19 protein-coding genes are annotated in these 26,397 nt (G+C 50.2%); 15 read left to right on the forward strand and 4 right to left on the reverse strand.

Features of this window, described 5'->3' with window-relative positions:
• The first annotated feature begins 298 nt into the window (after positions 1 to 298).
• The 4 genes from dnaK (at position 299) to nhaR (ending at position 6,003) form a co-directional block, all read left to right on the forward strand.
• Positions 299 to 2,209 carry a molecular chaperone DnaK gene (gene dnaK / locus M988_RS03195; protein WP_064572808.1) on the forward strand — a complete coding sequence of 637 codons (1,911 nt, stop codon included), beginning with the start codon at positions 299 to 301 and terminating at the stop codon, positions 2,207 to 2,209.
• A gap of 123 nt (positions 2,210 to 2,332) precedes the next feature.
• Positions 2,333 to 3,460, forward strand: a complete 1,128-nt coding sequence (gene dnaJ / locus M988_RS03200) for a molecular chaperone DnaJ (protein WP_004089150.1) — start codon at positions 2,333 to 2,335, stop codon at positions 3,458 to 3,460.
• 222 nt (positions 3,461 to 3,682) lie between these two features.
• Positions 3,683 to 4,864 (forward strand): Na+/H+ antiporter NhaA, encoded by a 1,182-nt coding sequence (nhaA, locus tag M988_RS03205; protein ID WP_008814665.1) that lies wholly within the window; start codon positions 3,683 to 3,685, stop codon positions 4,862 to 4,864.
• Between the two features lie 236 nt (positions 4,865 to 5,100).
• A complete protein-coding gene (gene nhaR, locus M988_RS03210; RefSeq protein ID WP_004089142.1) occupies positions 5,101 to 6,003 on the forward strand; it encodes a transcriptional activator NhaR in 903 nt (300 codons plus the stop codon).
• Positions 6,004 to 6,071: 68 nt separating this feature from the next.
• On the opposite strand, the gene rpsT is transcribed toward nhaR, so the two are convergent.
• The gene (gene rpsT / locus M988_RS03215) at positions 6,072 to 6,335 is read right to left on the reverse strand and encodes a 30S ribosomal protein S20 (RefSeq protein WP_008814663.1); all 264 of its coding nucleotides are present in this window, start codon (positions 6,333 to 6,335) and stop codon (positions 6,072 to 6,074) included.
• A gap of 408 nt (positions 6,336 to 6,743) precedes the next feature.
• On the opposite strand from rpsT, the gene ribF reads away from it, so the two are divergent.
• The 6 genes from ribF to M988_RS03245 all read left to right on the forward strand — a co-directional run bounded on the left by ribF (position 6,744) and on the right by M988_RS03245 (position 13,569).
• Complete coding sequence (ribF, locus tag M988_RS03220; RefSeq protein ID WP_008814662.1) at positions 6,744 to 7,682, forward strand: bifunctional riboflavin kinase/FAD synthetase; 939 nt, start codon at positions 6,744 to 6,746, stop codon at positions 7,680 to 7,682.
• A gap of 92 nt (positions 7,683 to 7,774) precedes the next feature.
• Complete coding sequence (ileS, locus tag M988_RS03225; protein WP_048797516.1) at positions 7,775 to 10,624, forward strand: isoleucine--tRNA ligase; 2,850 nt, start codon at positions 7,775 to 7,777, stop codon at positions 10,622 to 10,624.
• Between the two features lie 11 nt (positions 10,625 to 10,635).
• Entirely contained in the window at positions 10,636 to 11,124 is a 489-nt protein-coding gene (lspA, locus tag M988_RS03230; protein ID WP_039185770.1) for a signal peptidase II, read from the forward strand.
• Positions 11,125 to 11,129: 5 nt separating this feature from the next.
• On the forward strand, positions 11,130 to 11,600 hold the full coding sequence (gene fkpB, locus M988_RS03235) for an FKBP-type peptidyl-prolyl cis-trans isomerase (RefSeq protein ID WP_008814659.1): 471 nt from the start codon (positions 11,130 to 11,132) through the stop codon (positions 11,598 to 11,600).
• On the forward strand, positions 11,581 to 12,528 hold the full coding sequence (ispH, locus tag M988_RS03240; protein ID WP_064572810.1) for a 4-hydroxy-3-methylbut-2-enyl diphosphate reductase: 948 nt from the start codon (positions 11,581 to 11,583) through the stop codon (positions 12,526 to 12,528). Before fkpB ends, ispH begins: the two co-directional genes overlap by 20 nt.
• Positions 12,529 to 12,585: 57 nt before the next feature.
• Positions 12,586 to 13,569, forward strand: coding sequence for an alpha/beta hydrolase family protein (locus M988_RS03245; protein WP_114445855.1), 984 nt, complete (start codon positions 12,586 to 12,588; stop codon positions 13,567 to 13,569).
• A gap of 259 nt (positions 13,570 to 13,828) precedes the next feature.
• On the opposite strand, the gene xdhC is transcribed toward M988_RS03245, so the two are convergent.
• The 3 genes from xdhC to xdhA are packed head-to-tail and all read right to left on the reverse strand — an operon-like array spanning position 13,829 to position 17,468.
• A complete protein-coding gene (gene xdhC, locus M988_RS03250) occupies positions 13,829 to 14,305 on the reverse strand; it encodes a xanthine dehydrogenase iron sulfur-binding subunit XdhC (protein WP_008814656.1) in 477 nt (158 codons plus the stop codon).
• Positions 14,302 to 15,180, reverse strand: coding sequence for a xanthine dehydrogenase FAD-binding subunit XdhB (gene xdhB / locus M988_RS03255; RefSeq protein ID WP_008814655.1), 879 nt, complete (start codon positions 15,178 to 15,180; stop codon positions 14,302 to 14,304). The genes xdhC and xdhB overlap by 4 nt, the downstream gene beginning before the upstream one ends.
• 2 nt (positions 15,181 to 15,182) lie before the next feature.
• Positions 15,183 to 17,468 (reverse strand): xanthine dehydrogenase molybdenum-binding subunit XdhA, encoded by a 2,286-nt coding sequence (xdhA, locus tag M988_RS03260; RefSeq protein ID WP_064572814.1) that lies wholly within the window; start codon positions 17,466 to 17,468, stop codon positions 15,183 to 15,185.
• Between the two features lie 513 nt (positions 17,469 to 17,981).
• On the opposite strand from xdhA, the gene dapB reads away from it, so the two are divergent.
• The 5 genes from dapB to kefC all read left to right on the forward strand — a co-directional run bounded on the left by dapB (position 17,982) and on the right by kefC (position 26,388).
• A complete protein-coding gene (gene dapB / locus M988_RS03265; protein WP_064572816.1) occupies positions 17,982 to 18,803 on the forward strand; it encodes a 4-hydroxy-tetrahydrodipicolinate reductase in 822 nt (273 codons plus the stop codon).
• Between the two features lie 470 nt (positions 18,804 to 19,273).
• Entirely contained in the window at positions 19,274 to 20,461 is a 1,188-nt protein-coding gene (carA, locus tag M988_RS03270) for a glutamine-hydrolyzing carbamoyl-phosphate synthase small subunit (protein WP_064572819.1), read from the forward strand.
• A 17-nt stretch (positions 20,462 to 20,478) separates the two neighbouring features.
• Positions 20,479 to 23,703 carry a carbamoyl-phosphate synthase large subunit gene (carB, locus tag M988_RS03275; protein ID WP_008814651.1) on the forward strand — a complete coding sequence of 1,075 codons (3,225 nt, stop codon included), beginning with the start codon at positions 20,479 to 20,481 and terminating at the stop codon, positions 23,701 to 23,703.
• Between the two features lie 233 nt (positions 23,704 to 23,936).
• Positions 23,937 to 24,509, forward strand: coding sequence for a glutathione-regulated potassium-efflux system oxidoreductase KefF (gene kefF, locus M988_RS03280; RefSeq protein WP_039185709.1), 573 nt, complete (start codon positions 23,937 to 23,939; stop codon positions 24,507 to 24,509).
• Positions 24,502 to 26,388, forward strand: a complete 1,887-nt coding sequence (gene kefC / locus M988_RS03285; RefSeq protein WP_008814649.1) for a glutathione-regulated potassium-efflux system protein KefC — start codon at positions 24,502 to 24,504, stop codon at positions 26,386 to 26,388. The genes kefF and kefC overlap by 8 nt, the downstream gene beginning before the upstream one ends.
• Positions 26,389 to 26,397 lie beyond the last annotated feature (9 nt).

The raw sequence follows: 26,397 nt of genomic DNA on the forward strand, positions 1-26,397 counted from the left end.
AAAAATCATATTTTTTTTAATCTCCCCCCTTGTTGTCGTCTTGAGCGACCCCATCTTACTTACAACGCAGTTAGTTACCGGGTATTCCCGCCATACTTCAAGCTGCTGGTGTGTTGGCTGCACTCAATCACCCGAGCCACTTACTTAGGTAAGCTTATTGGGACTCATTCGTTTGCCGCCTTCCAGCAACTTGAATGATTTAGGGTATAGGTAGAAAAAAGGCGGTTGAAAAATGAAATATCGCCCCCACCTACGGTAGCAACGAGATTAATAACAAAATTCTTAGTGGAGATGTTCGATGGGTAAAATTATTGGTATCGACCTGGGTACAACTAACTCTTGTGTAGCTGTAATGGATGGGACTACCGCACGTGTGCTGGAGAACGCCGAGGGCGACCGCACCACTCCTTCTATTATTGCGTACACTCAGGACGGCGAAATTCTGGTTGGTCAGCCTGCAAAACGTCAGGCGGTGACTAACCCACAAAACACCCTGTTCGCGATCAAGCGTTTGATTGGTCGTCGTTTTGAGGATGAAGAAGTTCAGCGCGATAAAGGCATCATGCCTTTCGGTATCGTCGCAGCTGACAACGGCGACGCATGGGTCGAAGTTAAAGGTCAGAAAATTGCTCCGCCGCAGATCTCTGCAGAAGTTCTGAAGAAAATGAAGAAAACTGCAGAAGACTTCTTGGGCGAGCCAGTGACTGAAGCTGTTATCACCGTTCCTGCATACTTCAACGATGCTCAGCGTCAGGCAACAAAAGATGCTGGCCGTATCGCAGGTCTGGAAGTAAAACGTATCATCAACGAACCAACCGCAGCTGCTCTGGCTTATGGTTTGGATAAAGAAGTGGGTAACCGCACTATCGCCGTTTACGACTTGGGTGGTGGTACTTTCGATATCTCTATCATTGAGATTGACGAAGTTGACGGCGAAAAAACCTTCGAAGTTCTGGCAACCAACGGTGATACTCATCTGGGTGGTGAAGACTTCGATAGCCGTTTGATCAACTATCTGGTTGAAGAGTTCAAGAAAGAACAGGGCATGGATCTGCGCAACGATCCGCTGGCGATGCAGCGTCTGAAAGAAGCGGCTGAAAAAGCGAAGATCGAGCTGTCTTCTGCTCAGCAGACCGACGTTAACCTGCCGTACATCACTGCAGATGCGTCTGGTCCAAAACACATGAACATTAAAGTGACCCGTGCAAAACTGGAGTCACTGGTTGAAGATCTGGTTAACCGCTCTATGGAACCACTGAAAGTGGCTCTGAAAGATGCTGGCCTGTCTGTTTCTGACGTACAGGACGTTATCCTGGTTGGTGGTCAGACTCGTATGCCTATGGTTCAGAAGAAAGTGGCTGATTTCTTCGGTAAAGAACCACGTAAAGACGTTAACCCAGATGAAGCAGTGGCTATCGGTGCTGCGGTTCAGGGCGGTGTATTGACCGGTGAAGTTAAAGACGTTCTGCTGCTGGACGTTACCCCTCTGTCTCTGGGTATCGAAACCATGGGCGGCGTAATGACCTCACTGATTGCGAAGAACACCACTATCCCAACTAAGCATAGCCAAGTGTTCTCAACCGCTGAAGACAATCAGTCTGCTGTGACGATCCACGTCATTCAGGGTGAACGTAAACGCGCTGCGGATAACAAATCTCTGGGTCAGTTCAACCTAGATGGTATCCAGCCAGCACCACGTGGTATGCCACAGATCGAAGTTACCTTTGACATCGATGCTGATGGTATCCTGCACGTGTCTGCTAAAGACAAAAACAGCGGTAAAGAGCAGAAGATCACCATCAAGGCATCTTCTGGTCTGAACGAAGAAGAAATCCAGAAAATGGTACGTGATGCAGAAGCTAACGCTGAAGCTGACCGTAAGTTTGAAGAGCTGGTACAAACTCGTAACCAAGCCGATCAGCTGGTTCATGGTACTCGCAAGCAGTTGGAAGAAGCCGGTGACAAACTGCCAGTTGAAGATAAAACTGCGATCGAAGCTGCTTTGGCTGAGCTGGATACTGCAGCGAAGGGCGAAGATAAAGCTGACATCGAAGCGAAAATCCAGACTCTGGTACAAGCTTCCAGCAAACTGTTAGAAATGGCTCAGCAGCAGGCTCAGGCCGGTGGTGCTCAGCAGGCTGATACCAGCGCTCAGAAAGATGACGACGTGGTAGACGCTGAATTCGAAGAAGTTAAAGATAAAAAATAATTGCCCTTAGCGGGCTTGGTGACGGCGGAAGTGGCATTTAGCTAACCGTCGTGACTGTTAACCGGCACGGGCGTCGAGGAAACTCAACGCCCGTGCAGTTATGTTAAGGGCAGGATAAATAGAATGGCGAAAAGAGACTATTACGAGGTTTTGGGCGTATCCCGCGACGCGGAAGAGCGCGAAATCAAAAAGGCTTATAAGCGCCTAGCGATGAAGTTCCATCCTGACCGCAATCAGGATACGGACGCAGAGGAAAAGTTTAAAGAGGTCAAAGAGGCCTACGAAATCTTAACCGATGCGCAGAAACGTGCAGCCTATGATCAGTACGGTCATGCCGCCTTTGAACAAGGTGGAATGGGCGGAGGCGGCGGCTATGGCGGCGGTGCAGACTTTAGCGACATCTTTGGTGACGTGTTCGGCGACATCTTCGGCGGCGGTCGTCGTCAGCGTGCGACCCGTGGTGCAGATCTCCGTTACAACATGGAGCTGACGCTGGAAGAAGCGGTACGCGGTGTGACCAAAGAAATTCGCATTCCTACACTGGTTGAATGCGAAGTTTGCCACGGCAGCGGAGCGAAGAAAGGCACTGATCCAGTGACCTGTCCAACCTGTCATGGCGCAGGTCAGGTACAGATGCGTCAGGGCTTCTTTACCGTACAACAGCCGTGTCCACATTGTCATGGTCGTGGCCAAATTATCAAAGATCCGTGCAACAAATGTCACGGGCATGGCCGCGTAGAGAAATCCAAAACGCTGTCGGTGAAAATTCCTGCTGGTGTGGATACCGGTGACCGTATTCGCTTGAGCGGCGAAGGGGAGGCCGGTGAGCATGGAGCGCCAGCTGGCGATCTGTATGTACAGGTACAGGTAAAAGCGCATCCAATCTTTGAGCGCGAAGATAATAACCTGTTCTGTGAAGTGCCGATCAACTTTGCCATGGCTGCACTCGGCGGTGAGATTGAAGTTCCTACGCTTGATGGACGCGTAAAGCTGAAAATCCCTGCTGAAACTCAAACTGGCAAGATGTTCCGCATGCGTGGTAAAGGGGTTAAATCCGTTCGTGGTGGGAGTCAGGGCGACCTGCTGTGCCGCGTAGTGGTTGAGACTCCGGTTAACCTAAACGAGAAGCAGAAACAGCTGTTGCGTGAGCTAGAAGATAGTTTTGGCGATTCTTCGAGCGCTAATAACAGCCCACGCTCTAAAAGTTTTCTCGACGGTGTAAAGAAATTCTTCGACGATTTAACTCGCTAGGATTTTCTTTAAAAATAAGCAGTTAATAAAAAATCCCTACCTAACCCGTGGGGATTTTTTTACATTTTGTGTGACGAAACTCATCAATTACTCGGTTTTACCTTGGTTAATAGCACTTATAAACTACTTTTCCCGAAATAAAGTAATCCGTAAACTAACTGCATTAATTCGTTCTCTCGCCCATTATTAATGAATGTGTGTAAGGAGTTTCTGAGAGTGACTATGGTAACCCGTGCAATCCGTCAGTTTCTGCGCCTTGAGGCCGCTGGCGGCATAATTCTCATCATGGCCGCTATTGTGGCTTTAGTTCTGGCAAACAGCCCGCTACAGGGCCTTTATCAGCAGTTTTTAGATTCGCCAGTTCAGTTCCGTTTTATGGCATTGGATATCAACAAAACTCTGCTGTTATGGGTCAATGATGCCCTGATGGCCATCTTCTTTTTGGTGGTTGGCTTAGAAGTTAAGCGTGAGTTGATGTGTGGCTCACTCGCCAGCCGAGATAAGGCCGTTTTCCCAGCAATCGCCGCTCTTGGCGGAATGCTGGCTCCGGCGTTGATCTATCTTGCATTTAACCATGCCGATCCTGTTACCAGCCAAGGTTGGGCGATTCCGGCAGCAACGGACATTGCTTTTGCCTTAGGTGTTATGGCGCTGCTGGGTAAGAGAGTACCAACCAGCCTGAAAGTCTTTCTGCTAGCGCTAGCGATTATTGATGACCTAGGCGTTATCGTGATTATCGCTTTGTTCTATACGCATGAGGTTTCTTTATCGGCATTAGGCGTGGCTGCGGCATCTATTGCGGTGCTGGGATATCTCAACTGGCGTGGGGTAGGAAAATCCTCGGTTTATCTGTTAGTTGGTGCGGTACTGTGGACGGCTATTCTGAAATCGGGCGTTCATGCCACGCTGGCAGGCGTTATCGTTGGCTTTATGTTGCCAATCAAAGCCAAGAACGGCAAACGTCCAGCCGAAAAATTAGAGCACAGCCTGCATCCATGGGTAGCCTATCTGATTTTGCCGCTGTTTGCTTTTGTGAACGCGGGAGTCTCTCTGCAGGGGGTATCTCTAGGCGATCTAACAGGCGTTCTTCCTGCTGGGATTATGATGGGGCTGTTCGTTGGTAAACCTCTTGGGATATTCTTGTTTAGCTGGGTGGCGGTGAAAATCGGTATCGCACGTTTACCGGGTGGGATTAATTTCCGCCATATCTTTGCCGTCTCGGTGCTATGCGGCATCGGTTTTACCATGTCTATTTTCATTGCTTCACTGGCGTTTGTTGGAGGGGCACCTGAGCTTGCAACCTATTCAAGATTAGGGATTTTACTTGGGTCTACGGCCTCTGCCTTAGTGGGATATATGTTGCTAAGGCGTGTACTACCACGGCGAGCTGCCGACGAGGAGTAATCCACTTTACCTGAGACGCTCCAACATTAGTTGGGGCGTCTTTTGTAATCTGGCTCCCGTTGAAGAGGCACCGTCATAGGTCGTCAGCGGTTTTAGTGGCAAGATAAGTCATACGCCGCTGCGTTTTTCTTGGCGCACAGTTTGTGCTGCCTTCTTGATTAGCCCTAAAGGGCAAACACTGCAGCAATGTTCGCATGGTGATTAACCCATGTAGGACGTAATAGGAGAGCACTATCGTGCGTCTAGCACATATCAATTTTAACCATCTGTATTACTTCTGGCAGGTTTGCAAAGAAGGGTCGGTGGTCGGCGCGGCTGAAGCGCTGTTTTTAACACCTCAAACCATCACCGGGCAGATTAAAGCGTTAGAAGAGCGGTTAGGCGGGAAACTGTTTAAGCGCCAAGGACGTGGCTTAGTACCTTCAGAGCTGGGACAGCTCGTTTTCCGTTATGCCGATCGTATGTTCATGCTTAGCCAAGAAATGCTAGATATCGTGAACTATCGCAAAGAATCTAACATGCTGTTTGACGTTGGTGTGGCTGATGCGTTGTCGAAGCGCCTGGTGAGTCAGGTGCTAGAAACGGCGGTAGCAGACCATGAGCAAATTCATTTACGCTGCTTTGAGTCTACGCATGAAATGCTGTTGGAACAGCTTAGCCAGCATAAGCTCGATATGATTTTATCCGACTGCCCCGTTGATTCTAGCCAGCAAGAAGGGCTATTTTCAGTAAAGCTGGGCGAGTGTGGCGTCAGTTTCTTTTGCCGTCAGCCGCTGCCAGAGCAGCCATTTCCGGCCTGCCTCGAGCAACGTAAGCTGCTGATCCCAGGACGTAGAACCATGCTCGGCCGTAAATTGCTGAACTGGTTTAATAGCCAAGGACTAACAGTACAAATCCTCGGGGAATTTGATGATGCCGCCTTGATGAAGGCATTTGCTCAATTTCACGATGCAATTTTTGTTGCTCCGTCGATTTATGCGCAGGATATGTACGCCAATGAATCGGATAACATCAAGGAAGTGGGGCGAATTGATAACTTGCAGGAAGAGTACTACGTGATTTTTGCCGAGCGAATGATCCAACATCCGGCAGTTCAACGCGTATGTAATAAAGATTTCTCAGCGTTATTCAGTCGTTAACACTCAGCGTTTAGGCGTAAAAAAACCGGCCTAGGCCGGTTTTTTTCAAAGCTACCAACGTAAAGCAATTACTGCATTGCGTTGATTTGCGCGACCAAGTTTGACTTATGGCGTGCAGCTTTGTTTTTGTGGATCAGGCCCTTACAAGCCTGGCGATCCACGATTGGTTGCATTTCGTTAAATGCGTTTTGTGCAGCGGCTTTATCGCCGGTTGCAATCGCCGCGTATACTTTCTTAAGGAAAGTACGCATCATGGAGCGACGGCTAGCGTTGTGCTTGCGGCGCTTCTCAGATTGTACGGCGCGTTTCTTAGCTGATTTGATATTAGCCAAGGTCCAACTCCCAAAATATTCTATGAGGACAATTCAAAGGCCGAGAAATATGCCTTTTTAGCCCTCTGTTGTCAATGGATTTGTGCAAATAAGCGTCGCTTGTACGAACGACACTTTCGCGTTGTGATGGCGCGGGATTTTACCAGCTTTGTCCCTTGGAATACACCCTTTCGAGAGTTTTTTCCTGTGCGGTTGCTGATTATATCAGCGTTTGCAACAAAAACGCAGGTTTAGCGAAATATCATTTAGCCGATGCGTAAATAGAGTGGCATAAATCACGCGTAATGTATTTAACCGGCGGCTTATCTCCGGTATGGTGGCAGAATCCCTTTAAACTCTCTAATCGCTGGTTAACCTTAGTCTCTGTACAAGGTATAATCCGCCGATTTCCACTGTTTTGAGCCTGATATGGAGCTAATTCGCGGCATTCACAATCTACGGGCGCGCCATCATGGCTGCGTGCTGACGATCGGCAATTTCGATGGTGTGCACCGCGGTCATCAGGCCTTGCTAACCCGTTTGAAGCAGGAAGGGAAACGCTTGGGGTTGCCCGTCATGGTGATGATTTTTGAACCCCAACCGTTGGAGCTGTTTAGCGCAGACAAAGCGCCAGCTCGCCTGACTCGGTTACGCGATAAATGTCATTATCTGGCAGACGCAGGAGTTGATTATCTTCTGTGTGTTCGTTTTAACCGTGATTTTGCGGCGAATTCAGCTCATGACTTTGTTAAAAAGTTACTCGTTGAAAAGCTCGGCGTAAAATATCTGATGGTCGGTGATGATTTTCGTTTTGGCGCAGGGCGCGAAGGCGATTATGAGTTGTTGAAATTGGCGGGAGCACAGTTCGGTTTTACCGTAACGAACTCTGATAGCTTCTGCGAAGGTAATAAACGCATTAGCAGCACCGCCGTTCGACAGGCATTACAGGAAGATAAACTTGATCTGGCGGAAAGCCTCTTAGGCCATCCATACAGCATCTCTGGGCGCGTTGTGCACGGTGATGAAGTTGGGCGAACGATGGGTTTTCCAACGGCTAACCTGCCGCTTAAGCGGCTGGTGGCACCGGTAAAAGGTGTTTACGCCGTGGATGTTTATGGGCTGGGGCCAACGCCGTTACCCGGTGTTGCGAATATCGGCACCCGCCCGACAGTCGCTGGCATACGTCAGCAGTTAGAAGTCCATCTGCTGGATACCACGATGGATCTTTATGGACGCCACATTGATGTGGTGCTCCGCGCAAAACTGCGCAATGAACAGCGTTTTGCTTCGCTTGATGCATTAAAGCAACAAATCGCCAATGATGTGGTGACGGCCCGCGCGTTTTTTGGGCTGGCGACACCGGTTTAATCTATATACATATACCCAAAGTCACAGAGGCTGCCGTTGAGCGAGCCGTTTGTTGAGCCAAGGGGATAGCCGAAAACGGAACCGAGAATCGAATGAGTGATTATAAGAATACCCTGAACTTGCCGGAAACAGGGTTCCCGATGCGCGGCGATCTCGCCAAGCGCGAGCCTGGCATGCTGCAACGTTGGTATGAGCAGGATCTGTACGGGATTATCCGTAACGCGAAAAAAGGCAAGAAAACCTTCATTCTGCACGATGGCCCTCCTTATGCGAACGGCAGTATTCATATTGGTCACTCAGTAAACAAGATTCTTAAAGACATTATTATTAAGTCCAAAGGTCTGAGCGGTTTTGACTCCCCGTATATTCCGGGTTGGGACTGCCATGGTTTGCCTATTGAGCTGAAAGTTGAGCAGTTGATCGGCAAGCCGGGCGAAAAGTTCAGCGCCGCCGAGTTCCGTGCTAAATGTCGCGAATACGCTGCCGAGCAGGTTGAAGGCCAGAAAGCAGATTTCAAACGTCTTGGCGTGCTGGGTGATTGGGATCATCCATACTTGACCATGGCGTTCGACACTGAAGCTAACATCATTCGTGCTTTGGCTAAAATCGTGGATAACGGCCATCTGATGAAAGGCGCTAAGCCGGTTCATTGGTGCCCAGACTGTGGTTCTTCACTGGCTGAAGCCGAAGTTGAATATTATGACAAAACCTCGCCATCCATTGACGTGCGCTTTGCTGCGGTCAATAAAGACGAAGTGTTGGCTAAATTTGGCGTAAAAGACGTCGAAGGCAACGTTTCCGTGGTTATCTGGACAACCACGCCGTGGACTATGCCTGCAAACCGTGCGATTTCTCTGCACCCTGATTTTGAATACCAGTTAGTGCAGGTTGAAGGCGAATGCCTGATCTTGGCGGCCGATCTGGTTGAAAGCGTGATGAAACGCGCAGGAATCACGTCTTGGGTCGTGCTGGGAAGCTGCAAAGGCGCTGATTTAGAACTACAGCGCTTCCAACATCCGTTTATGGGCTTTGATGTGCCTATCGTTCTGGGTGAGCACGTCACGCTGGAAGCCGGTACGGGTGCCGTTCATACCGCTCCAGGCCACGGTCCTGACGACTATGTTATCGGTCAGAAATATGGTTTGGAAACGGCTAACCCTGTTGGCCCGAACGGCTGCTACCTGAAGGGGACTTTCCCTGGTCTGGATGGTTTGTTTGTTTTCAAAGCCAACGACGTGGTGGTTGAGCTGCTGAAAGAACATGGTGCGCTGCTGCACGTGGAAAAGCTGAATCACAGCTACCCATGTTGCTGGCGCCATAAAACGCCGATCATCTTCCGAGCGACCCCACAGTGGTTTATCAGCATGGATCAGAAGGGCCTGCGCAAGCAGTCTCTGGCTGAGATCGACGAAATTGAACAGGTTGGCCTGAAAGAAAATGGTCTAAGCGGCTGGATCCCTGCATGGGGTAAAGCGCGTATTGAATCAATGGTAGCGAACCGTCCTGACTGGTGTATTTCTCGTCAGCGTACATGGGGCGTTCCCATGTCGATGTTCGTGCATAAAGAGACTCAGGAACTGCACCCGCGCACCACTGAACTGATGGAAGAAGTGGCTAAGCGCGTTGAGAAAGACGGCATTCAGGCATGGTGGGATCTGGATCCAAAAGACATTCTGGGCGCAGATGCAGACCAGTATGAAAAAGTGCCTGATACCTTGGACGTATGGTTTGATTCTGGCTCAACCAGCTTCTCTGTGGTTGATGCGCGTCCTGAATTCCACGGTCACACGGCAGATATGTATCTGGAAGGTTCTGACCAGCATCGTGGTTGGTTCATGTCCTCGCTGATGATTTCTACCGCGATGAAAGGCAAAGCGCCTTATCGCCAGGTACTGACCCACGGTTTCACCGTTGATGGTCAGGGACGCAAGATGTCCAAATCAATCGGTAATACCGTAAGTCCACAGGATGTGATGAACAAGCTGGGTGGCGACATCCTGCGGCTGTGGGTTGCATCTACCGATTACACCGGCGAAATCGCGGTATCCGACGAAATTCTGAAACGCTCTGCGGATTCTTATCGTCGTATTCGTAACACTGCACGCTTCTTACTGGCTAACCTGAATGGTTTCGATCCGAAACAGCACATGGTTAAGCCTGAAGACATGGTGGTGCTGGATCGTTGGGCGGTTGAGCGCGCGATGGAAGCACAGAAGGAAATTCTGGTCTCTTACGAGAACTATGACTTCCATGAAGTGGTTCAGCGTCTGATGCAGTTCTGCTCGGTTGAAATGGGCTCCTTCTATCTGGATATCATTAAAGACCGCCAGTACACCACCAAAGCAGACAGTATTGCGCGTCGCAGCTGTCAGACCGCGCTGTACCATATCGCTGAAGCATTGGTTCGCTGGATGGCGCCAATTATGTCCTTCACCGCTGATGAACTGTGGGGCTATCTGCCGGGCGACCGTGCCGAGTTTGTCTTCACTGAAGAGTGGTATCAAGGGCTATTTGGTTTGGGTGATTCCGAGTCCATGAATAATGACTTCTGGGCTGAGCTGCTGAAAGTTCGTGGCGAAGTGAACAAGGTGATTGAACAGGCGCGTAACGATAAGCGCGTTGGCGGCTCTCTGGAAGCGAGCGTCACGCTGTACGCCGATGATGATCTGATGGCTAAACTGAACAGTCTGGAAGATGAGCTGCGTTTCGTGTTGATCACCTCTGGTGCTCAGGTTGAAGCGTTGGCGAATGCGCCGGCCGATGCAGTACAAAGCGACGTGTTGAAAGGGCTGAAAGTGGCGCTGAGCAAGGCTGATGGCCAGAAATGTCCACGCTGCTGGCACTTCTCTACCAAAATTGGTCAGAGCGCAGAGCATCCAGAATTGTGCCCACGCTGCGTGATCAACGTCGCCGGTCATGGCGAACAACGTAAGTTTGCATAATGGTAGGTGCAATGAAACGACCTATGATGTCTACAGGACTGCGCTGGCTCTGGCTGGTGCTGGTCGTGTTAGTGATAGATTTAGGCAGTAAGTATTTAGTCCTACAAGAGTTCGCTTTAGGCGAAACCAAAGTATTGCTGCCATCGTTAAATCTTCACTATGCACGTAACTACGGCGCCGCTTTCAGCTTTTTAGCTGACAGCGGTGGCTGGCAGCGCTGGTTCTTTGCTGGCATTGCCATTGGGATCTGTGTGGTGTTGTTAGTGATGATGTATCGCTCAAGTGCGACGCAAAAACTGAATAACATCGCCTATGCCCTGATCATCGGTGGTGCGCTGGGCAATTTGTTTGATCGACTCTGGCATGGGTTCGTCGTCGATATGATCGACTTCTACGTTGGAGACTGGCATTTTGCCACCTTTAACTTAGCGGACTCCGCCATTTGCGTTGGCGCTGCGCTCATTGTTTTGGAAGGTTTCCTTCCTAAGAAAAAGGGATAACCGTTATGACTCAGCAAGTGCAGAGCAACAGCGCAGTACTCGTGCATTTCACCTTGCAGTTAGAGGATGGCACTCAGGCTGAATCTACGCGCAGCAGTGGCAAGCCCGCTCTGTTTCGTTTAGGCGACGGTAGTTTGTCTGACGCGTTGGAAGAGCACTTGCTGGGACATAAGGTGGGCGATAAGTTTCAGTTCACTTTACAGCCGCAGGATGCTTTTGGTGAGAACAGCCCCGATCTTGTTCAGTTCTTTACCCGCCGTGATTTCGCCGATGTAGGCGTTCCAGAGGCGGGAACTATTATGATGTTCACTGGCCGAGACGGCAGCGAAATGCCGGGTATTGTGCGTGAAGTTGCCTGTGATTCAGTGACCGTTGATTTTAACCATCCGCTTGCGGGACATCCGGTCGCCTTTGACGTAGAGGTGCTGGAGATTGACCCGCAGCAGGGAGACGTTGATGCAAATCCTGCTGGCTAATCCGCGTGGTTTCTGCGCGGGTGTCGACCGGGCTATTAGTATCGTAGAACGCGCGCTAGAAATTTATGGCGCGCCGATTTATGTCCGTCATGAAGTGGTGCATAACCGTTATGTCGTCAACAGCCTGCGTGAACGCGGAGCCGTGTTTATTGAAGAGATCAGCGAAGTCCCTGATAACACGATTCTGATTTTCTCCGCTCATGGCGTTTCTCAGGCGGTACGTGCAGAAGCCAAAGCGCGTAATCTTACTATGTTGTTTGATGCAACCTGTCCGCTGGTGACTAAAGTCCATATGGAAGTTGCCCGTGCTAGCCGTAAAGGCACTGAAGCCATTTTGATTGGGCATGCAGGGCATCCAGAAGTCGAAGGCACGATGGGCCAGTACAGCAACCCTGAAGGGGGGATGTATCTGGTTGAATCGCCAGAGGACGTGTGGAAGTTACAGGTTAAAAATGAAGCTAACCTGTGTTTCATGACGCAAACTACGCTTTCAGTGGATGACACATCAGACATTATCGACGCACTGCGCGAGCGTTTTCCGCAGATTATTGGCCCACGCAAAGATGATATTTGTTATGCGACCACTAATCGTCAGGAAGCCGTACGTAACTTGGCTGCTGAGGCCGAAGTGGTCCTGGTTGTTGGTTCAAAGAACTCATCGAATTCAAATCGTTTAGCCGAATTAGCACAGCGAGCGGGCATTCCAGCATTTTTGATCGATTCTGCTGAAGATATTCGCGAAGAGTGGTTAGAAGGTGTGAATTGCATCGGCGTCACCGCGGGCGCTTCAGCCCCCGATATTCTGGTGCAAGAAGTGATTAAACGTCTTCAGGCATTAGGCGGAGAAGGTTCGGTTGAGATGCAAGGACGTGAAGAAAACATTGTTTTCGAAGTGCCGAAAGAACTGCGAGTTAAACTATTAGATTAAAATTTTGCCCCACTTCAGTGGGGCGCTTAATGGATGTTGTACGAAACGGAGTTTCTCATGGAAGGTTACAAGTATTTCTCTAAGCGTGTAATGACGCTGATGGTTTTGGTTGCCAGTGTGTTTGTCAGTGCGTGTGATAACAGCGCAGCGACTCCAGAGAGTTTGAGCAGTGCTCGAGCAAAATTCAAAACAGAAATTGTCGATACCAGCTTCCAAGGCGATGGTGAACCGGCAACTCCCCCCGCAGATATCTTTTCCCTCGTAAGCTATCCTGCCCAAGATGGCAAAATGGCGGCATTTCTGACACCTGATCCCCACGATGGAAAAAAACACCCTGCGGTTATTTGGCTGGTTGGTGGATATGGCGGCATTGGTAGCGATGATTTTTTCTGGACCGAGCAAGATCGCAGTAACGATCAAAGTGGTAGCGCATTTAGAAAATCGGGCTTAGTGATGATGGTGCCCAGTTTTCGTGGAGAAAATGCTAACCCAGGAAAATATGAGATGTTTTATGGTGAAATTGACGACTTAGAGTCAGCCAGAAAATACTTAGCATCACAGCCTTACGTTGATCCAAATCGGATTTATTTGGCGGGGCACAGCACGGGGGGAACTCGTGTTCTTTTAGGCAGTGAGTATCTAACAGGATTTAGAGCGGCATTTTCTCTGGGCGGAATTCCCGATCTGAAAAAACGTATCGAGGGAGGGAAGATGATGGTTGCCGTACCCTTTAATCAGAATAACCCTGAAGAGTTTCGCCTACGCTCCCCTGGCGAGTTTATAACATCAATAAAATCGCCAACCTTTTATTTCGAAGGTGAAGAGTATTTCTGGCCGGAGTTCGATGACTTAAACGTGGTTGCCAAAGAAAAGTCTATCCCGCTGCATATCTATAAAATAGATGGTGGAGACCATTTTAATATCATTACTCCGGTAACCGAGATGATAGCCCAAAAAATTCTGCAAGATACCGAAGATAAAGTGAATATTTCGTTCAGCGATGGCGATCTGCGTACCATTCAAAACGGTATCTCTCACTAGTTTCTGTGTGTGGGTTTAAATTTTTACGGAAATTTTTCTGCTGTTAAAGGCCAGTTTTACTGGCCTTTTGTGAATGTCGTCGGTTACGTAGATTCGTTAAACAATATTTGTTCCAGAAACATGAGCATAATGAATTCGGATAATGCTTCTTACTAGCACGGTAGAGTGAGTGGAAAGGCGATGACAGCGATTTTAGGTGCTCTAAATGGATAGAGCACCCGTTGAGTGTCCTGCTTATTCCTAGCCAGCAAATATTCTGCTATTCATCCCTACATGCATCTACTGCGCGGATCACCATTTGATACCCTGTGCAACGGCATAGATTACCCGCTAATCCCCGGCGGATTTCTTCGTGCGTCAGCGGGCGAGAGGTATGTTTAGCCAGCAAGGCCGTCGTTGCCATCACCAAACCCGGCGTGCAGAATCCGCACTGTACCGCGCCAGCATTGACGTATGCCTGTTGTACCTTTGATATTTCCCCATTTCTCACCTCGCCTTCGGCGGTGCGGATCTGCTTACCATCGGCCCATACGGCGAGGTATAAGCAACTGTCAGTGGCAACGCCGTCAATCAGCACGGTGCAAGCACCGCATTCTCCGACTCCGCATCCCTGCTTCACGCTGGTTAGGCCTTGTTCACGTAGCAATTCCATTAAAGACATCGCTGGAGACAGGCAAAATTGATAGGTTTTGCCATTAATTTGGCACTCAATATCAACCCAGTTTTTATGTTTCATTGGATATGTCCTCCAGCGCGTTCAACGGCTAATGTGATAGCCCGTTGGGCCAAGGTGCGGATCAGATGTAGACGAAATGATTTTTCTGCGCGCCAAGATGAGCGTGGTGAAACATCTTGCGCAACGGCCTCGCTAACGGCGGCGAGAGTTTGCTGGGTAATTGGCTGACCGATGGCGCAGTTCTCAGCCTGTGGGCAGCGAATTGGGGTCGGTGCAGCCACCCCATAGGTTAAGCGCAATTCTGTAAAACGCCCTTCGGCAATGCGACAAACTGCCGTGCAGCCAATAGTGGCGATATCCATCGCACCGCGCATCGCGTATTTAATGTAACTGCTGCCGATATTTTGGTAGTAGGCCGGAGCAAAGTGGAAAGCCACCACGATTTCACCTTGCTGTAGCGCCACTTTACCGGGGCCGGTGTGAAAACCTTCGATTGAGCGCTTATAGCTTCCGCTTTGGGTGGCGATTTCTAATTCGGCCTTAAGCGCCAGCGTGGGGGACGCCGAGTCTGCGCTGGTGGCACCGTTGCAGATATTGCCACCGAAGGTGGCTACGTTACGCACCTGTGGCCCCGCGATGGTAGCCGCAGCCTCGGCAAGTAGAGGCAGATGCTGTTGGATCAATGGATGTTCAATTATTTCAGTAAAGGTCGTGGCTGAACCGATCCGCAGATGGTTATGGCGATCGAGCGTGATCCCTTTGAGTTCAGCTAAGTCGTGAATATCGACGATATGACGATACTTAGGATTAAGGTGATGCAGTTGGATTAACACATCCGTGCCACCGGCCAGCAGACGAGCCTGTGGGTGTTCAGTGAGCAGCTCACAGGCATGTTGTACGTTGCGAGCGCGGTGATAGCTTTCAATATCGTACATGATTACTCCCTGATGAGTCCGGCGAGAACAAATTCGTTAAACAGCGTTTTAGGCGTGATAGGCAAGGTGTTAATTGCCACGCCGGTCGCCATGCGGATTGCATTCCTGATTGCCGGAGCGGGCGAGATAATCGGTGGTTCACCCAGTGCTTTATGCCCATACGCAGACTGCGGTTCGTAGGTGTCAACAAAGGCACAGTCCAGATCGGGCAGATCCATAATGGTGGGGAACTTATAGTCCAGCAGGTTTGGATTGCGTACTACACCGGTTTTCTCATCGATGATCATCTCCTCAAACAGCGCCCAACCAATTCCCATTCCCATGCCGCCATGTACCTGACCTTCCGCTAACTGAGGGTTAAGAATTCGGCCAGAATCATGCATATTGAGGATCTTGTTGATGGTGACTTTGCACAAAGGAATATCGATAGTGAGGTCGACAAAGGTGCAGCCAAAAGCCGGTGGGTTAGTCGTGGTTTTGTGCGAGATTTCAGCCAGCAACTGAGCGCCGATTTCCTGATGATAATAGGCATGCATAGAGACGTCAGCGACGCTCATCAGTACCATTTCAGGCTGCGCGGCCATCACCACATTTCCATCGAGTAGCGTAAGCCCCCACTGAGGCTGGTGGCTAATCAACTCGGCATGAGCCAGAATTTTGCTACGCAGCTCGGTTGCCGCCTGTCTAACCGCGGGCGCTGCTACGTAGCTCTGACGCGATGCAAATGCGCCCGGATCGTAGGCGGTAATATCGGTGTCTTGGGTGGAGATGACGCGAATATGCTCAAAAGGGAGTCCTAGCGTTTCCGCCGCCATCTGAGCGAATACGGTATCCGAGCCTTGCCCAATTTCCGTCGCGCCGATTTGCAGATTAACCGTACCGTCTTGATTAAGCAGCATTCGAGCGCCCGCAATTTCAACGCCGACCGGATAGGTATTGGAGCCATAGCTGAAGCAGGCAATGCCAATGCCGCGCCGCACATCTCCGTTTTGCTGCAGGCATTCGGCTTTGCGCGCGTCCCACTCAAACATGTCGCGGCCTTTTTCCAAGCATTCGACTAATCCAGCGCTGTATATGGTTTTGTGGTTAACCGGATTAATATCGCCGCTGCGTGCGGCATTCAGTAAGCGCACCTCTACGGCATCCAACCCGAGTTTTTCGGCGGCATCATCTAATAAGCACTCAAGGGCAAAAGCGACCTGAGGCGCACCGTATCCCCGCATGGCACCCGCGGCAGGATAGTTGGAGTAGTGGGTGAGGGCCGAATAGCCAAAGGCACTGCGGGGATAGAGATAGCTAATTTTGTTGGCACCGGCAGATGCAATAGAGTGCCCATGAGAAGCGTAAGCGCCGGTATTGGAGAGCACATCAAGCTGATAGCCCGTGAGTATGCCGTCTTTATTGAGCCCTAACTTGGCATCAATGCTAAATGCATGGCGAGTCCGAGAGGCAAAAAAACACTCTTCACGACTCAATTCGACTTTAACCGGAATCCCCCCCATTTTCAGCGTTAGAAACGCTGCCATAGGTTCTTCTAAAACGTCCTGCTTGTTACCAAAACCACCGCCAATATAGGGTTTAATCACGCGAATATTTGACCATGGTAATCCCAACGCTTGAGCAACGGTGCGGCGAACGATTTGAGGAATTTGGGTGCTGGACACAATCACAATGTGATCGGGCTGCTCCATATAAGCGAAACAGGTCACGCTTTCCATGTGGCAATGCTGAATCACTGGCGTTTGAAAATGAGCGCAGAGCTGTAAATCAGCCGCGGAGATCGCCTCTGTGGGCTGATTAGCGCTGATGTCGCTTTTTTTCAGTATGTTTCCCGTTGGATGGATGGGCGTTGCGCCTTCTGCCAGTGCGGCTTGGGCATTAGTGATGACCGGTAATTCTTGATAGGTCACGTCCACAAGTGCTGCGGCGCGTTCTGCCGTAAGCGCATCTCTGGCGACCACAATCGCCACCCCATCACCAAAATGGCGGACGTGCTGGGTCAACAGACTACGGTCGGCAACGTCACGTTTGGCGGCCTCTAAGGACCAAGCGTGCCCAGCGGTAGGGAAGAGGAGTTCGGGCACATCTTTAAAGGTAAAAATCGCTTCTACGCCTGGCATGGCAAGCGCAGCAGAAGTATCAATAGCGGTGACCTTCGCATGGGCAACAGGACTGCGTACGTATTTGGCATAGCGCATCCCCGGCATTTGATGATCGTCGGTATAACGGGCGCGTCCGGTAACCTTTGCTTCAGCATCAACCCGTTTGAGTGGTGATCCTAACGACATAGCTTTCTCCTTAGAGGAGCGTGGTTTTTTTAATAAAATTAAGAGGAATGTATAAACAGAATAAAAGCAGCAAGATGCACGCCATCGGGTGCTATTGAATAGTGTGATTTTCGGAAACGTGAGCATGATCGGTTGTTTTTCACCTGCAAGGCCACAGAATGTGACCAACGGCAGTTTTAGGCCTTGAAAGGGGGGCTCAGGCCTATCAAAGTGGGAATGTTGGTATCAAATTGACACTGAACTTATCGTAATGAGATGTTAGTTCTACCGGCGCTAACTGTTTGGTTTTGCATGATTATGCGGATGATTGTTTTTTATTCTTTGCTTCTGTTTTAGGCCAAAAACATACTGTCTGGGAATTGTTATTGCTGATGATATTGAGCTCTCATCGCAATTTTCTAATTACAGCGCATTTTTTCTGGCAGTGACATCTTAGAGCCGTTAACCTGAAACTAACATTGCAGGCTCATTGACCATATTGCTGAGCGAAATTAAATAATTAAGAGAGGGAAGATGTCTAATTCTCAGATCCGTATTGCTGTCGCTGGGGCTGGCGGGCGTATGGGACGCCAACTGATCAGCGCTGTTGCAAACACTGATGGTGTCGTACTTGGCGCAGCTTTTGAACGCGAAGGTTCTTCGTTATTAGGCGTTGATGCGGGTGAGCTTGCCGGCATCGGTAAAACCGGTGTTGTCGTGAGTTCCAGCCTGCAAGATGCCGCCGATAGTTTTGATGTATTGATCGATTTTACCCGTCCAGAGGGCACGTTATCCCATCTTGAGTTCTGCGTGAAGCAACATAAAAATATGGTGATTGGTACGACCGGCTTTGATGACGCGGGTAAGGTGGCGATTCGTCAGGCCGCCGAATCTATCGCGATTGTATTTGCGGCCAACTTTAGCGTGGGTGTCAATGTGATGCTTAAACTGCTAGAAAAAGCCGCTAAAGTCATGGGGGACTACACCGACATTGAGATTATCGAAGCGCATCATCGTCATAAGGTCGATGCGCCATCGGGAACGGCTTTGGCAATGGGAGAAACCATTGCGCAGGCGCTTGGCCGTGATCTAAAAGAGTGTGCGGTATATTCCCGCGAAGGGTATACGGGGGAACGCGACCCTAAGAGTATCGGCTTTGCCACTATTCGTGCAGGAGACATTGTGGGAGAGCATACGGCGATGTTTGCCGATGTGGGCGAGCGTATTGAAATTACGCATAAAGCATCGAGCCGGATGACGTTTGCTAGTGGTGCAGTGCGCGCGGCTGCATGGATAGGCACTCGAGCGACAGGGCTCTATGATATGCGAGATGTTCTTTCTCTCAATGAACTCTAGGTGAAATGCGTATTTTTGTTTGATTTTGTTGTTTTTAATTTTATTTTAAACCCATAAATAACAAGGTGTTATTTATGGGTTTTTGTTTTTTTATTAGCTGATTTTGTATTTGACTGTAAGGTTGGTATAAATCACCATATTTTACTTTTTATTAACCTTGGCGGAAACTCTGATTGACCTTTGTAGAGGAAAATTGCATCATAACCCCATTGCCGCTGAACTCCGATACTGGCAACCGTTTTCTATTTTCAATTAATATCTTCTTTTAACCACTTCGCTGTAAAAATCAATTCAAAGCTGTAAAAAACACAAAAAAATCCCGTTTTCATGTAGACAAGGATTCGTCGCGTCTTTAGAATGCGCGCAATTTGCCGGAAATTAGTCAAGAAGGCAGTTTTTTGCATTGATTTAGATCGAATGATCTGCATTAATATGCAAATAATGTGACTGAATATTCTTTGGAGGGTGTTTTGATTAAGTCAGCTATATTGGTTCTGGAAGACGGAACCCAGTTTCACGGTCGGTCGATAGGCGCAGATGGATCGGCAGTGGGCGAGGTGGTCTTCAATACGTCAATGACCGGTTATCAAGAAATCCTTACTGATCCTTCCTATTCCCGCCAACTAGTCACTCTTACTTATCCTCATATCGGCAACGTCGGCACTAACGCCTCTGATGAAGAATCCTCCGCTGTTCATGCTCAAGGTCTGATTATTCGCGATCTGCCTCTGATTGCCAGCAACTACCGCAGCACAGAATCGCTCTCTGATTATCTGAAACGTCACAACGTTGTCGCTATTGCTGATATTGATACGCGTAAGCTGACCCGCCTACTGCGTGAGAAAGGTGCACAGAACGGCTGCATTATTACTGGCCCGGTAGATGGCTCATTGCCTGATGCGCAGCTCGCGCTGGAAAAAGCGCGCGCGTTCCCAGGCCTAAAAGGAATGGATCTGGCCAAAGAAGTCACAACCCGAGAATCTTACGCATGGACTCAAGGTAGCTGGACGCTGATGGGCGATTTGCCCGCCGCGAAAGAGGCGTCTGAGCTGCCATTCCACGTGGTTGCCTACGATTACGGCGTCAAACGTAACATTTTACGCATGTTGGTAGACAGAGGCTGCCGCTTGACGGTCGTACCCGCGCAAACCCCTGCTGAAGATGTGCTGAAACTTAATCCAGATGGCATTTTCTTGTCGAATGGTCCAGGGGATCCTGAACCATGTGATTACGCTATTCGCGCAATTAAAACTTTCTTGGATACGGATATTCCGGTGTTTGGCATCTGCTTAGGTCATCAACTTTTAGCGCTGGCTAGCGGAGCCAAGACTATCAAGATGAAGTTGGGTCACCACGGCGGCAACCATCCGGTAAAAGATCTGGATAAAAACGTTGTGATGATCACTGCTCAAAACCATGGTTTTGCCGTAGACGGCGATAATTTGCCGCAGACGCTGCGCATTACGCACACATCACTGTTTGACCACACGGTTCAGGGCATTCACCGTACCGATAAGGCCGCATTTAGCTTCCAAGGGCACCCTGAAGCCAGCCCTGGTCCACATGATGCTGCGCCGCTGTTCGACCACTTTATTGATTTAATTCAGAACTACCGTTCCACGGGCTCAGTCAATACCCCAGCCGTAAACGCTAAATAATCAGGAGCAATAAACAAATGCCAAAACGTACTGATATAAAAAGCATCCTGATTCTGGGCGCAGGCCCGATTGTTATCGGCCAAGCATGCGAGTTCGACTACTCTGGTGCGCAGGCATGCAAAGCGCTGCGCGAAGAAGGCTACCGCGTCATTCTGGTGAACTCCAACCCAGCCACGATCATGACCGATCCAGAGATGGCTGATGCGACATACATCGAGCCCATCCACTGGGAAGTCGTGCGCAAGATTATTGAAAAAGAGCGTCCTGATGCCGTTCTTCCGACGATGGGGGGCCAGACCGCGCTGAACTGTGCGCTGGAGCTGGAACGTCAGGGCGTACTCGCTGAGTTTGGCGTCACCATGATTGGTGCCACCGCTGACGCGATTGATAAAGCTGAAGACCGTCGCCGTTTTGATATTGCGATGAAGAAAATTGGTTTGGACACCGCGCGTTCCGGCATTGCCCACACCATGGAGGAGGCGCTTGCCGTCGCGGCTGACGTTGGCTTCCCATGCATTATCCGCCCTTCCTTCACCATGGGGGGAACCGGTGGCGGTATTGCATATAACCGCGAAGAGTTTGAAGAGATTTGCGAGCGCGGCTTGGACCTTTCCCCAACTAAAGAATTGCTGATTGATGAATCGCTGATTGGTTGGAAAGAGTACGAGATGGAAGTGGTGCGTGATAAAAATGACAACTGCATCATCGTCTGCTCGATTGAAAACTTCGATGCGATGGGGATCCATACCGGTGACTCCATTACCGTCGCGCCAGCGCAAACGCTGACAGATAAAGAATATCAAATCATGCGTAACGCTTCGATGGCGGTACTGCGTGAAATTGGTGTAGAGACCGGCGGTTCCAACGTACAGTTCGCGGTGAACCCGAAAAATGGCCGCCTAATTGTTATCGAAATGAACCCGCGAGTCTCCCGCTCTTCGGCGTTGGCCTCGAAAGCGACAGGTTTCCCGATTGCGAAAGTTGCGGCAAAACTGGCAGTGGGTTACACCCTTGACGAACTGATGAACGACATCACTGGCGGTCGCACTCCGGCGTCGTTCGAACCGTCTATCGACTATGTTGTCACCAAAATTCCTCGCTTCAACTTCGAAAAATTTGCAGGCGCCAATGACCGTTTGACCACCCAGATGAAATCAGTGGGTGAAGTGATGGCCATTGGCCGCACGCAGCAAGAATCCTTACAGAAAGCGTTACGCGGGCTGGAAGTCGGCGCGGCTGGTTTTGACCCGAAAGTCAGTCTTGATGACCCTGAAGCGCTGACTAAAATCCGTCGTGAACTCAAAGACGCTGGCGCTGAGCGTATTTGGTACATCGCTGATGCCTTCCGTGCAGGGCTGTCCGTGGATGGCGTATTTAACCTGACTAACATTGACCGCTGGTTCTTGGTGCAAATTGAAGAGTTGGTGCGCTTGGAAGAACGAGTGGCGGAAGTGGGCATTAATGGGCTGAGCTACGAATTCCTGCGCCAACTGAAGCGTAAAGGTTTTGCCGATGCGCGTTTGGCTAAGCTGGCTGGCGTCGCGGAGACTGAGATTCGTAAACTGCGTCATAAATACAATCTGCATCCGGTCTACAAACGCGTCGATACCTGCGCCGCAGAATTTGCGACTGACACGGCTTACATGTACTCCACCTATGAAGAAGAGTGTGAGTCTAACCCGAATAACGATCGTCCAAAAATCATGGTGCTGGGTGGTGGTCCGAACCGTATCGGCCAAGGGATTGAGTTTGACTACTGCTGCGTCCATGCATCGCTGGCGCTGCGTGAAGATGGCTATGAAACCATCATGGTTAACTGTAACCCAGAAACCGTTTCAACCGACTACGACACCTCAGACCGACTGTACTTCGAACCCGTCACGCTCGAAGACGTGCTGGAAATTGTCGCAGTTGAAAAACCTCAAGGCGTCATTGTGCAATACGGCGGCCAAACTCCGCTGAAATTGGCTCGTGCGCTGGAAGCTGCGGGAGTACCGGTGATCGGCACCAGCCCTGATGCCATTGACCGTGCTGAAGACCGCGAGCGTTTCCAGCAGGCGGTGGTTCGTTTAGGCCTGAAGCAGCCAGCAAACGCGACGGTGTCAACGATTGAGCAGGCGATTGAGAAGGGCGCCGCGATCGGCTATCCGCTGGTGGTTCGTCCTTCCTACGTGCTTGGTGGGCGCGCGATGGAAATCGTTTATGACGAAATCGACCTGCGTCGCTACTTCCAGAATGCGGTTAGCGTATCTAACGACGCGCCGGTGCTGCTGGATCACTTCCTAGATGACGCCGTTGAAGTTGACGTTGATGCCATCTGCGACGGTGAGCGGGTGCTGATTGGCGGTATCATGGAGCACATCGAACAGGCGGGCGTTCACTCCGGTGACTCTGCATGCTCTTTGCCTGCCTATACGCTGAGCCAAGAGATTCAGGACGTGATGCGTCAGCAGGCTGAAAAGCTGGCGATGGAGCTGGGCGTGCGTGGCTTGATGAACGTACAGTTTGCGGTCAAAGATAACGAAGTTTATCTGATTGAAGTTAACCCACGTGCGGCGCGTACGGTTCCGTTTGTATCGAAAGCGACGGGGGTTCCGTTAGCGAAGGTTGCGGCTCGAGTCATGGCCGGTCAAACGCTGGCTCAGCAGGGAATCACGAAAGAAGTGATTCCTCCGTACTACTCTGTGAAAGAAGTCGTGCTGCCGTTCAATAAGTTCCCGGGCGTAGACCCTATTTTAGGGCCAGAAATGCGTTCGACAGGGGAAGTGATGGGCGTGGGCCGCACCTTTGCGGAGGCCTTCTCGAAGGCGATGCTAGGCAGCCAGTCTAAGGTGAAAACGCCGGGCCGTGCGCTGTTATCGGTTCGCGAAGGGGATAAGCACCGCGTGGTGGACTTAGCCGCTAAATTACTTAAGCAAGGCTTTGAGCTGGATGCCACTCACGGTACCGCAATTGTGCTGGGTGAAGCAGGGATTAACCCTCGCTTAGTCAACAAGGTGCATGAGGGGCGTCCTCATATTCAGGATCGCATCAAAAACGGTGAGTATTCTTACATTGTGAATACTACCGCTGGTCGTCAGGCGATTGAAGATTCTAAGCTGATTCGCCGCAGCGCGCTGCAGTATAAAGTGCACTATGACACCACGCTTAACGGTGGTTTTGCTACTGCAATGGCACTGAACTCCGATCCAACCGATCAGGTTATCTCGGTGCAGGAAATGCACGCTCGTCTGAAAGGATAACCTGTATTTTGTTATATAAAGCCTGACTTCGGTTGGGCTTTTTTTTTAGGAATTTTCACTCCATTCAAAAAGTTGAGAAACTTATTTAAATATTTCGGATTTTATTTTTCTCTATTGCTGTCATGCTATTCACTGAGTTAGACCTTAAGTTTTACCTGTTTCATCTAGCCGATATTAATGACATTAATATTTGTGTCTAAGATAAATTAAGGCTTCCGTACAACGAGAATCGCATGATCCTGATTATTTACGCCCATCCTTATCCTCGGCATTCTCATGCCAATAAGCGCCTATTAGACGCGGTGTCTAATATTCCAGAAGTCAAAGTCCGTTCGCTCTATGACCTTTACCCCGATTTTAATATCAACGTGGCTGCCGAGCAGCAAGCACTTAGTCAGGCCGACCTGATTATCCTGCAACACCCGATGCAGTGGTATAGCGTGCCGCCGTTGCTCAAACTATGGATGGACAAGGTTTTGGAGCACGGTTGGGCCTACGGACATAACGGTAAAGCTTTGGAAGGCAAGGATTTCATGTGGGCGGTCACCACTGGGGGTAACGATCACCATTTTGATTTGGGCGATCATCCCACTTTTCCGGTTTTGTCCCAGCCAATCCAAGCCACGGCTCTTTACTGTGGTATGAATTGGCTGCCTTATTTTGCCGAACATAATACGTTTTCCTGTGATGAGCCTGCGCTTATACGCGCCAGTGAGAGCTATCGCCGGCGCCTGATGAACTATCTGATGCTGCATGCCGAAACGGAATTACCGCCAACCGATGCAGAGGAACCGACTCATGGATAATCACGGCATGATGATTGAGGGGCTGATTTATCTTGGCTCTGCGGCGCTGTTCGTGCCACTTGCGGTACGCCTAGGTCTAGGCTCGGTTTTAGGCTATTTGATTGCGGGTTGCATCATCGGTCCGTGGGGGCTAAGGCTGGTATCGGATGCGGAATCTATCCTCACCTTTGCTGAGATCGGCGTGGTGTTGATGCTGTTTGTCATCGGGCTTGAGTTGGACCCTAAACGCCTATGGACGTTACGTGCTTCGGTGTTTGGCGGCGGTAGTATTCAGATGGTGGGCTGCGGTCTGGTGCTGAGTCTGTTCTGCTATCTGCTGGGATTAAGTTGGCAGGTCGCGTTGCTCATTGGTTTAACGCTGGCACTTTCTTCGACCGCAATTGCGATGCAGGCGATGAGCGAGCGTAATTTAACGCCTTCTCCGGTTGGGCGTTCCTCGTTTGCGGTGCTGCTGTTTCAGGACATTGCCGCGATTCCACTGGTTGCGATGATCCCCTTGCTCGCCAGCAGTGGTGCGACGACGACCATGGGCGCATTTGCCATGTCAGCGGCTAAGGTAGTCGGAGCGTTAGCGGTTGTGATCCTGCTTGGGCGCTATGTCACTCGTCCACTGCTGCATTTTGTGGCTCGCTCTGGTATGCGAGAAGTGTTTAGCGCCGTGGCATTGTTCTTGGTGTTTGGTTTCGGTGTGCTGCTGGAAATGGCCGGAATGTCGATGGCGATGGGGGCATTTTTGGCTGGCGTGCTTCTGGCGAGCTCAGAGTATCGACATGCACTCGAAAGTGATATTCAGCCGTTTAAGGGATTGTTACTTGGGCTGTTTTTTATCGGTGTGGGGATGTCGATCGATTTTGGCACGCTGTTTAGTCACCCATTACTGATTGCGACGCTGCTGTTTGGATTTCTGATCCTTAAGGGAGTTTTGCTCTGGCTAGCGGCTCCTATTTTGGGCGTGCCGCGCAAGCAACGCGCGTTGTTTGCCGTTCTGTTAGGGCAGGGAAGTGAATTTGCATTTGTGGTCTTTGGGGCCGCGCAAATGGCGGGGGTGTTACCTGCTGAATGGGCGAAATCGCTGACGCTGGCAGTGGCGTTATCAATGGCGGTAACACCGATTTTGCTGGTGATTTATTCGCGGCTCGAGAAGAACGTTAAGCAGGAAGAGCGACCACAGGACATTATCGATGACGAAAATGCCAGTGTGATTATTGCCGGTTTTGGCCGCTTCGGACAGATCGCGGGGCGCCTACTGTTAGCCAATGATGTGCATACGGTGGTGCTGGATCACGATCCCGATCACGTTGAAACGTTGCGTAAATTTGGCATGAAGGTCTTTTATGGCGACGCAACTCGCGTCGATTTGCTGGAGTCTGCTGGTGCGGCGAAGGCCAAAGTCTTAATCAACGCCATCGACGATGTAGACGCCAATCTGCAACTTACCGAGTTGGCGCAGGAACATTTTCCACACCTGAAAATTATTGCGCGCGCGCGTGATGTCGATCACTACTATCAACTACGCCAGCGCGGGGTTGAGTTTGTCGAACGAGAGTTGTTTGAAGGTTCGCTGCGCGTAGGGAGAAATGTCTTAGAACACCTTGGCTGTGGTGCGTATGAAGCACGTGAAAAGGCAGATATTTTCCGTCGCTACAATGTGCAGATGCTGGAAGATACGGTGCCTAACTACGAGGATGTCGAATTCCGTTTGGCGAGCTTACAGCGGGCTAAAGAGATGTTGAGTCAGGCGATAGAACACGATAAGGCGCGTTTGACCATTGCTCAGCAAAGCGGTTGGCGCGGTAGTATCGATGGTAAGTCACCGGATCTCGATCCTATGGTAACCATTCATGAAGAGGACGTGCCGAAGTTTCAGAAAGAGGCATAGTCTTCCGCC

This window comes from Hafnia paralvei ATCC 29927 (genome assembly GCF_001655005.1).
Lineage (GTDB): Bacteria > Pseudomonadota > Gammaproteobacteria > Enterobacterales > Enterobacteriaceae > Hafnia > Hafnia paralvei.

Bases quoted from the DNA above. Each gene is read 5' to 3' on its own strand.
- xdhC (WP_008814656.1), bottom strand. From the start codon at position 14,305: ATGAAACATAAAAACTGGGTTGATATTGAGTGCCAAATTAATGGCAAA.
- dnaK (WP_064572808.1), top strand. From the start codon at position 299: ATGGGTAAAATTATTGGTATCGACCTGGGTACAACTAACTCTTGTGTA.
- lspA (WP_039185770.1), top strand. From the start codon at position 10,636: ATGAAACGACCTATGATGTCTACAGGACTGCGCTGGCTCTGGCTGGTG.
- kefC (WP_008814649.1), top strand. From the start codon at position 24,502: ATGGATAATCACGGCATGATGATTGAGGGGCTGATTTATCTTGGCTCT.
- ispH (WP_064572810.1), top strand. From the start codon at position 11,581: ATGCAAATCCTGCTGGCTAATCCGCGTGGTTTCTGCGCGGGTGTCGAC.
- dapB (WP_064572816.1), top strand. From the start codon at position 17,982: ATGTCTAATTCTCAGATCCGTATTGCTGTCGCTGGGGCTGGCGGGCGT.
- ileS (WP_048797516.1), top strand. From the start codon at position 7,775: ATGAGTGATTATAAGAATACCCTGAACTTGCCGGAAACAGGGTTCCCG.
- nhaA (WP_008814665.1), top strand. From the start codon at position 3,683: ATGGTAACCCGTGCAATCCGTCAGTTTCTGCGCCTTGAGGCCGCTGGC.
- xdhA (WP_064572814.1), bottom strand. From the start codon at position 17,468: ATGTCGTTAGGATCACCACTCAAACGGGTTGATGCTGAAGCAAAGGTT.
- xdhB (WP_008814655.1), bottom strand. From the start codon at position 15,180: ATGTACGATATTGAAAGCTATCACCGCGCTCGCAACGTACAACATGCC.
- ribF (WP_008814662.1), top strand. From the start codon at position 6,744: ATGGAGCTAATTCGCGGCATTCACAATCTACGGGCGCGCCATCATGGC.
- M988_RS03245 (WP_114445855.1), top strand. From the start codon at position 12,586: ATGGAAGGTTACAAGTATTTCTCTAAGCGTGTAATGACGCTGATGGTT.
- kefF (WP_039185709.1), top strand. From the start codon at position 23,937: ATGATCCTGATTATTTACGCCCATCCTTATCCTCGGCATTCTCATGCC.
- carB (WP_008814651.1), top strand. From the start codon at position 20,479: ATGCCAAAACGTACTGATATAAAAAGCATCCTGATTCTGGGCGCAGGC.
- dnaJ (WP_004089150.1), top strand. From the start codon at position 2,333: ATGGCGAAAAGAGACTATTACGAGGTTTTGGGCGTATCCCGCGACGCG.
- fkpB (WP_008814659.1), top strand. From the start codon at position 11,130: ATGACTCAGCAAGTGCAGAGCAACAGCGCAGTACTCGTGCATTTCACC.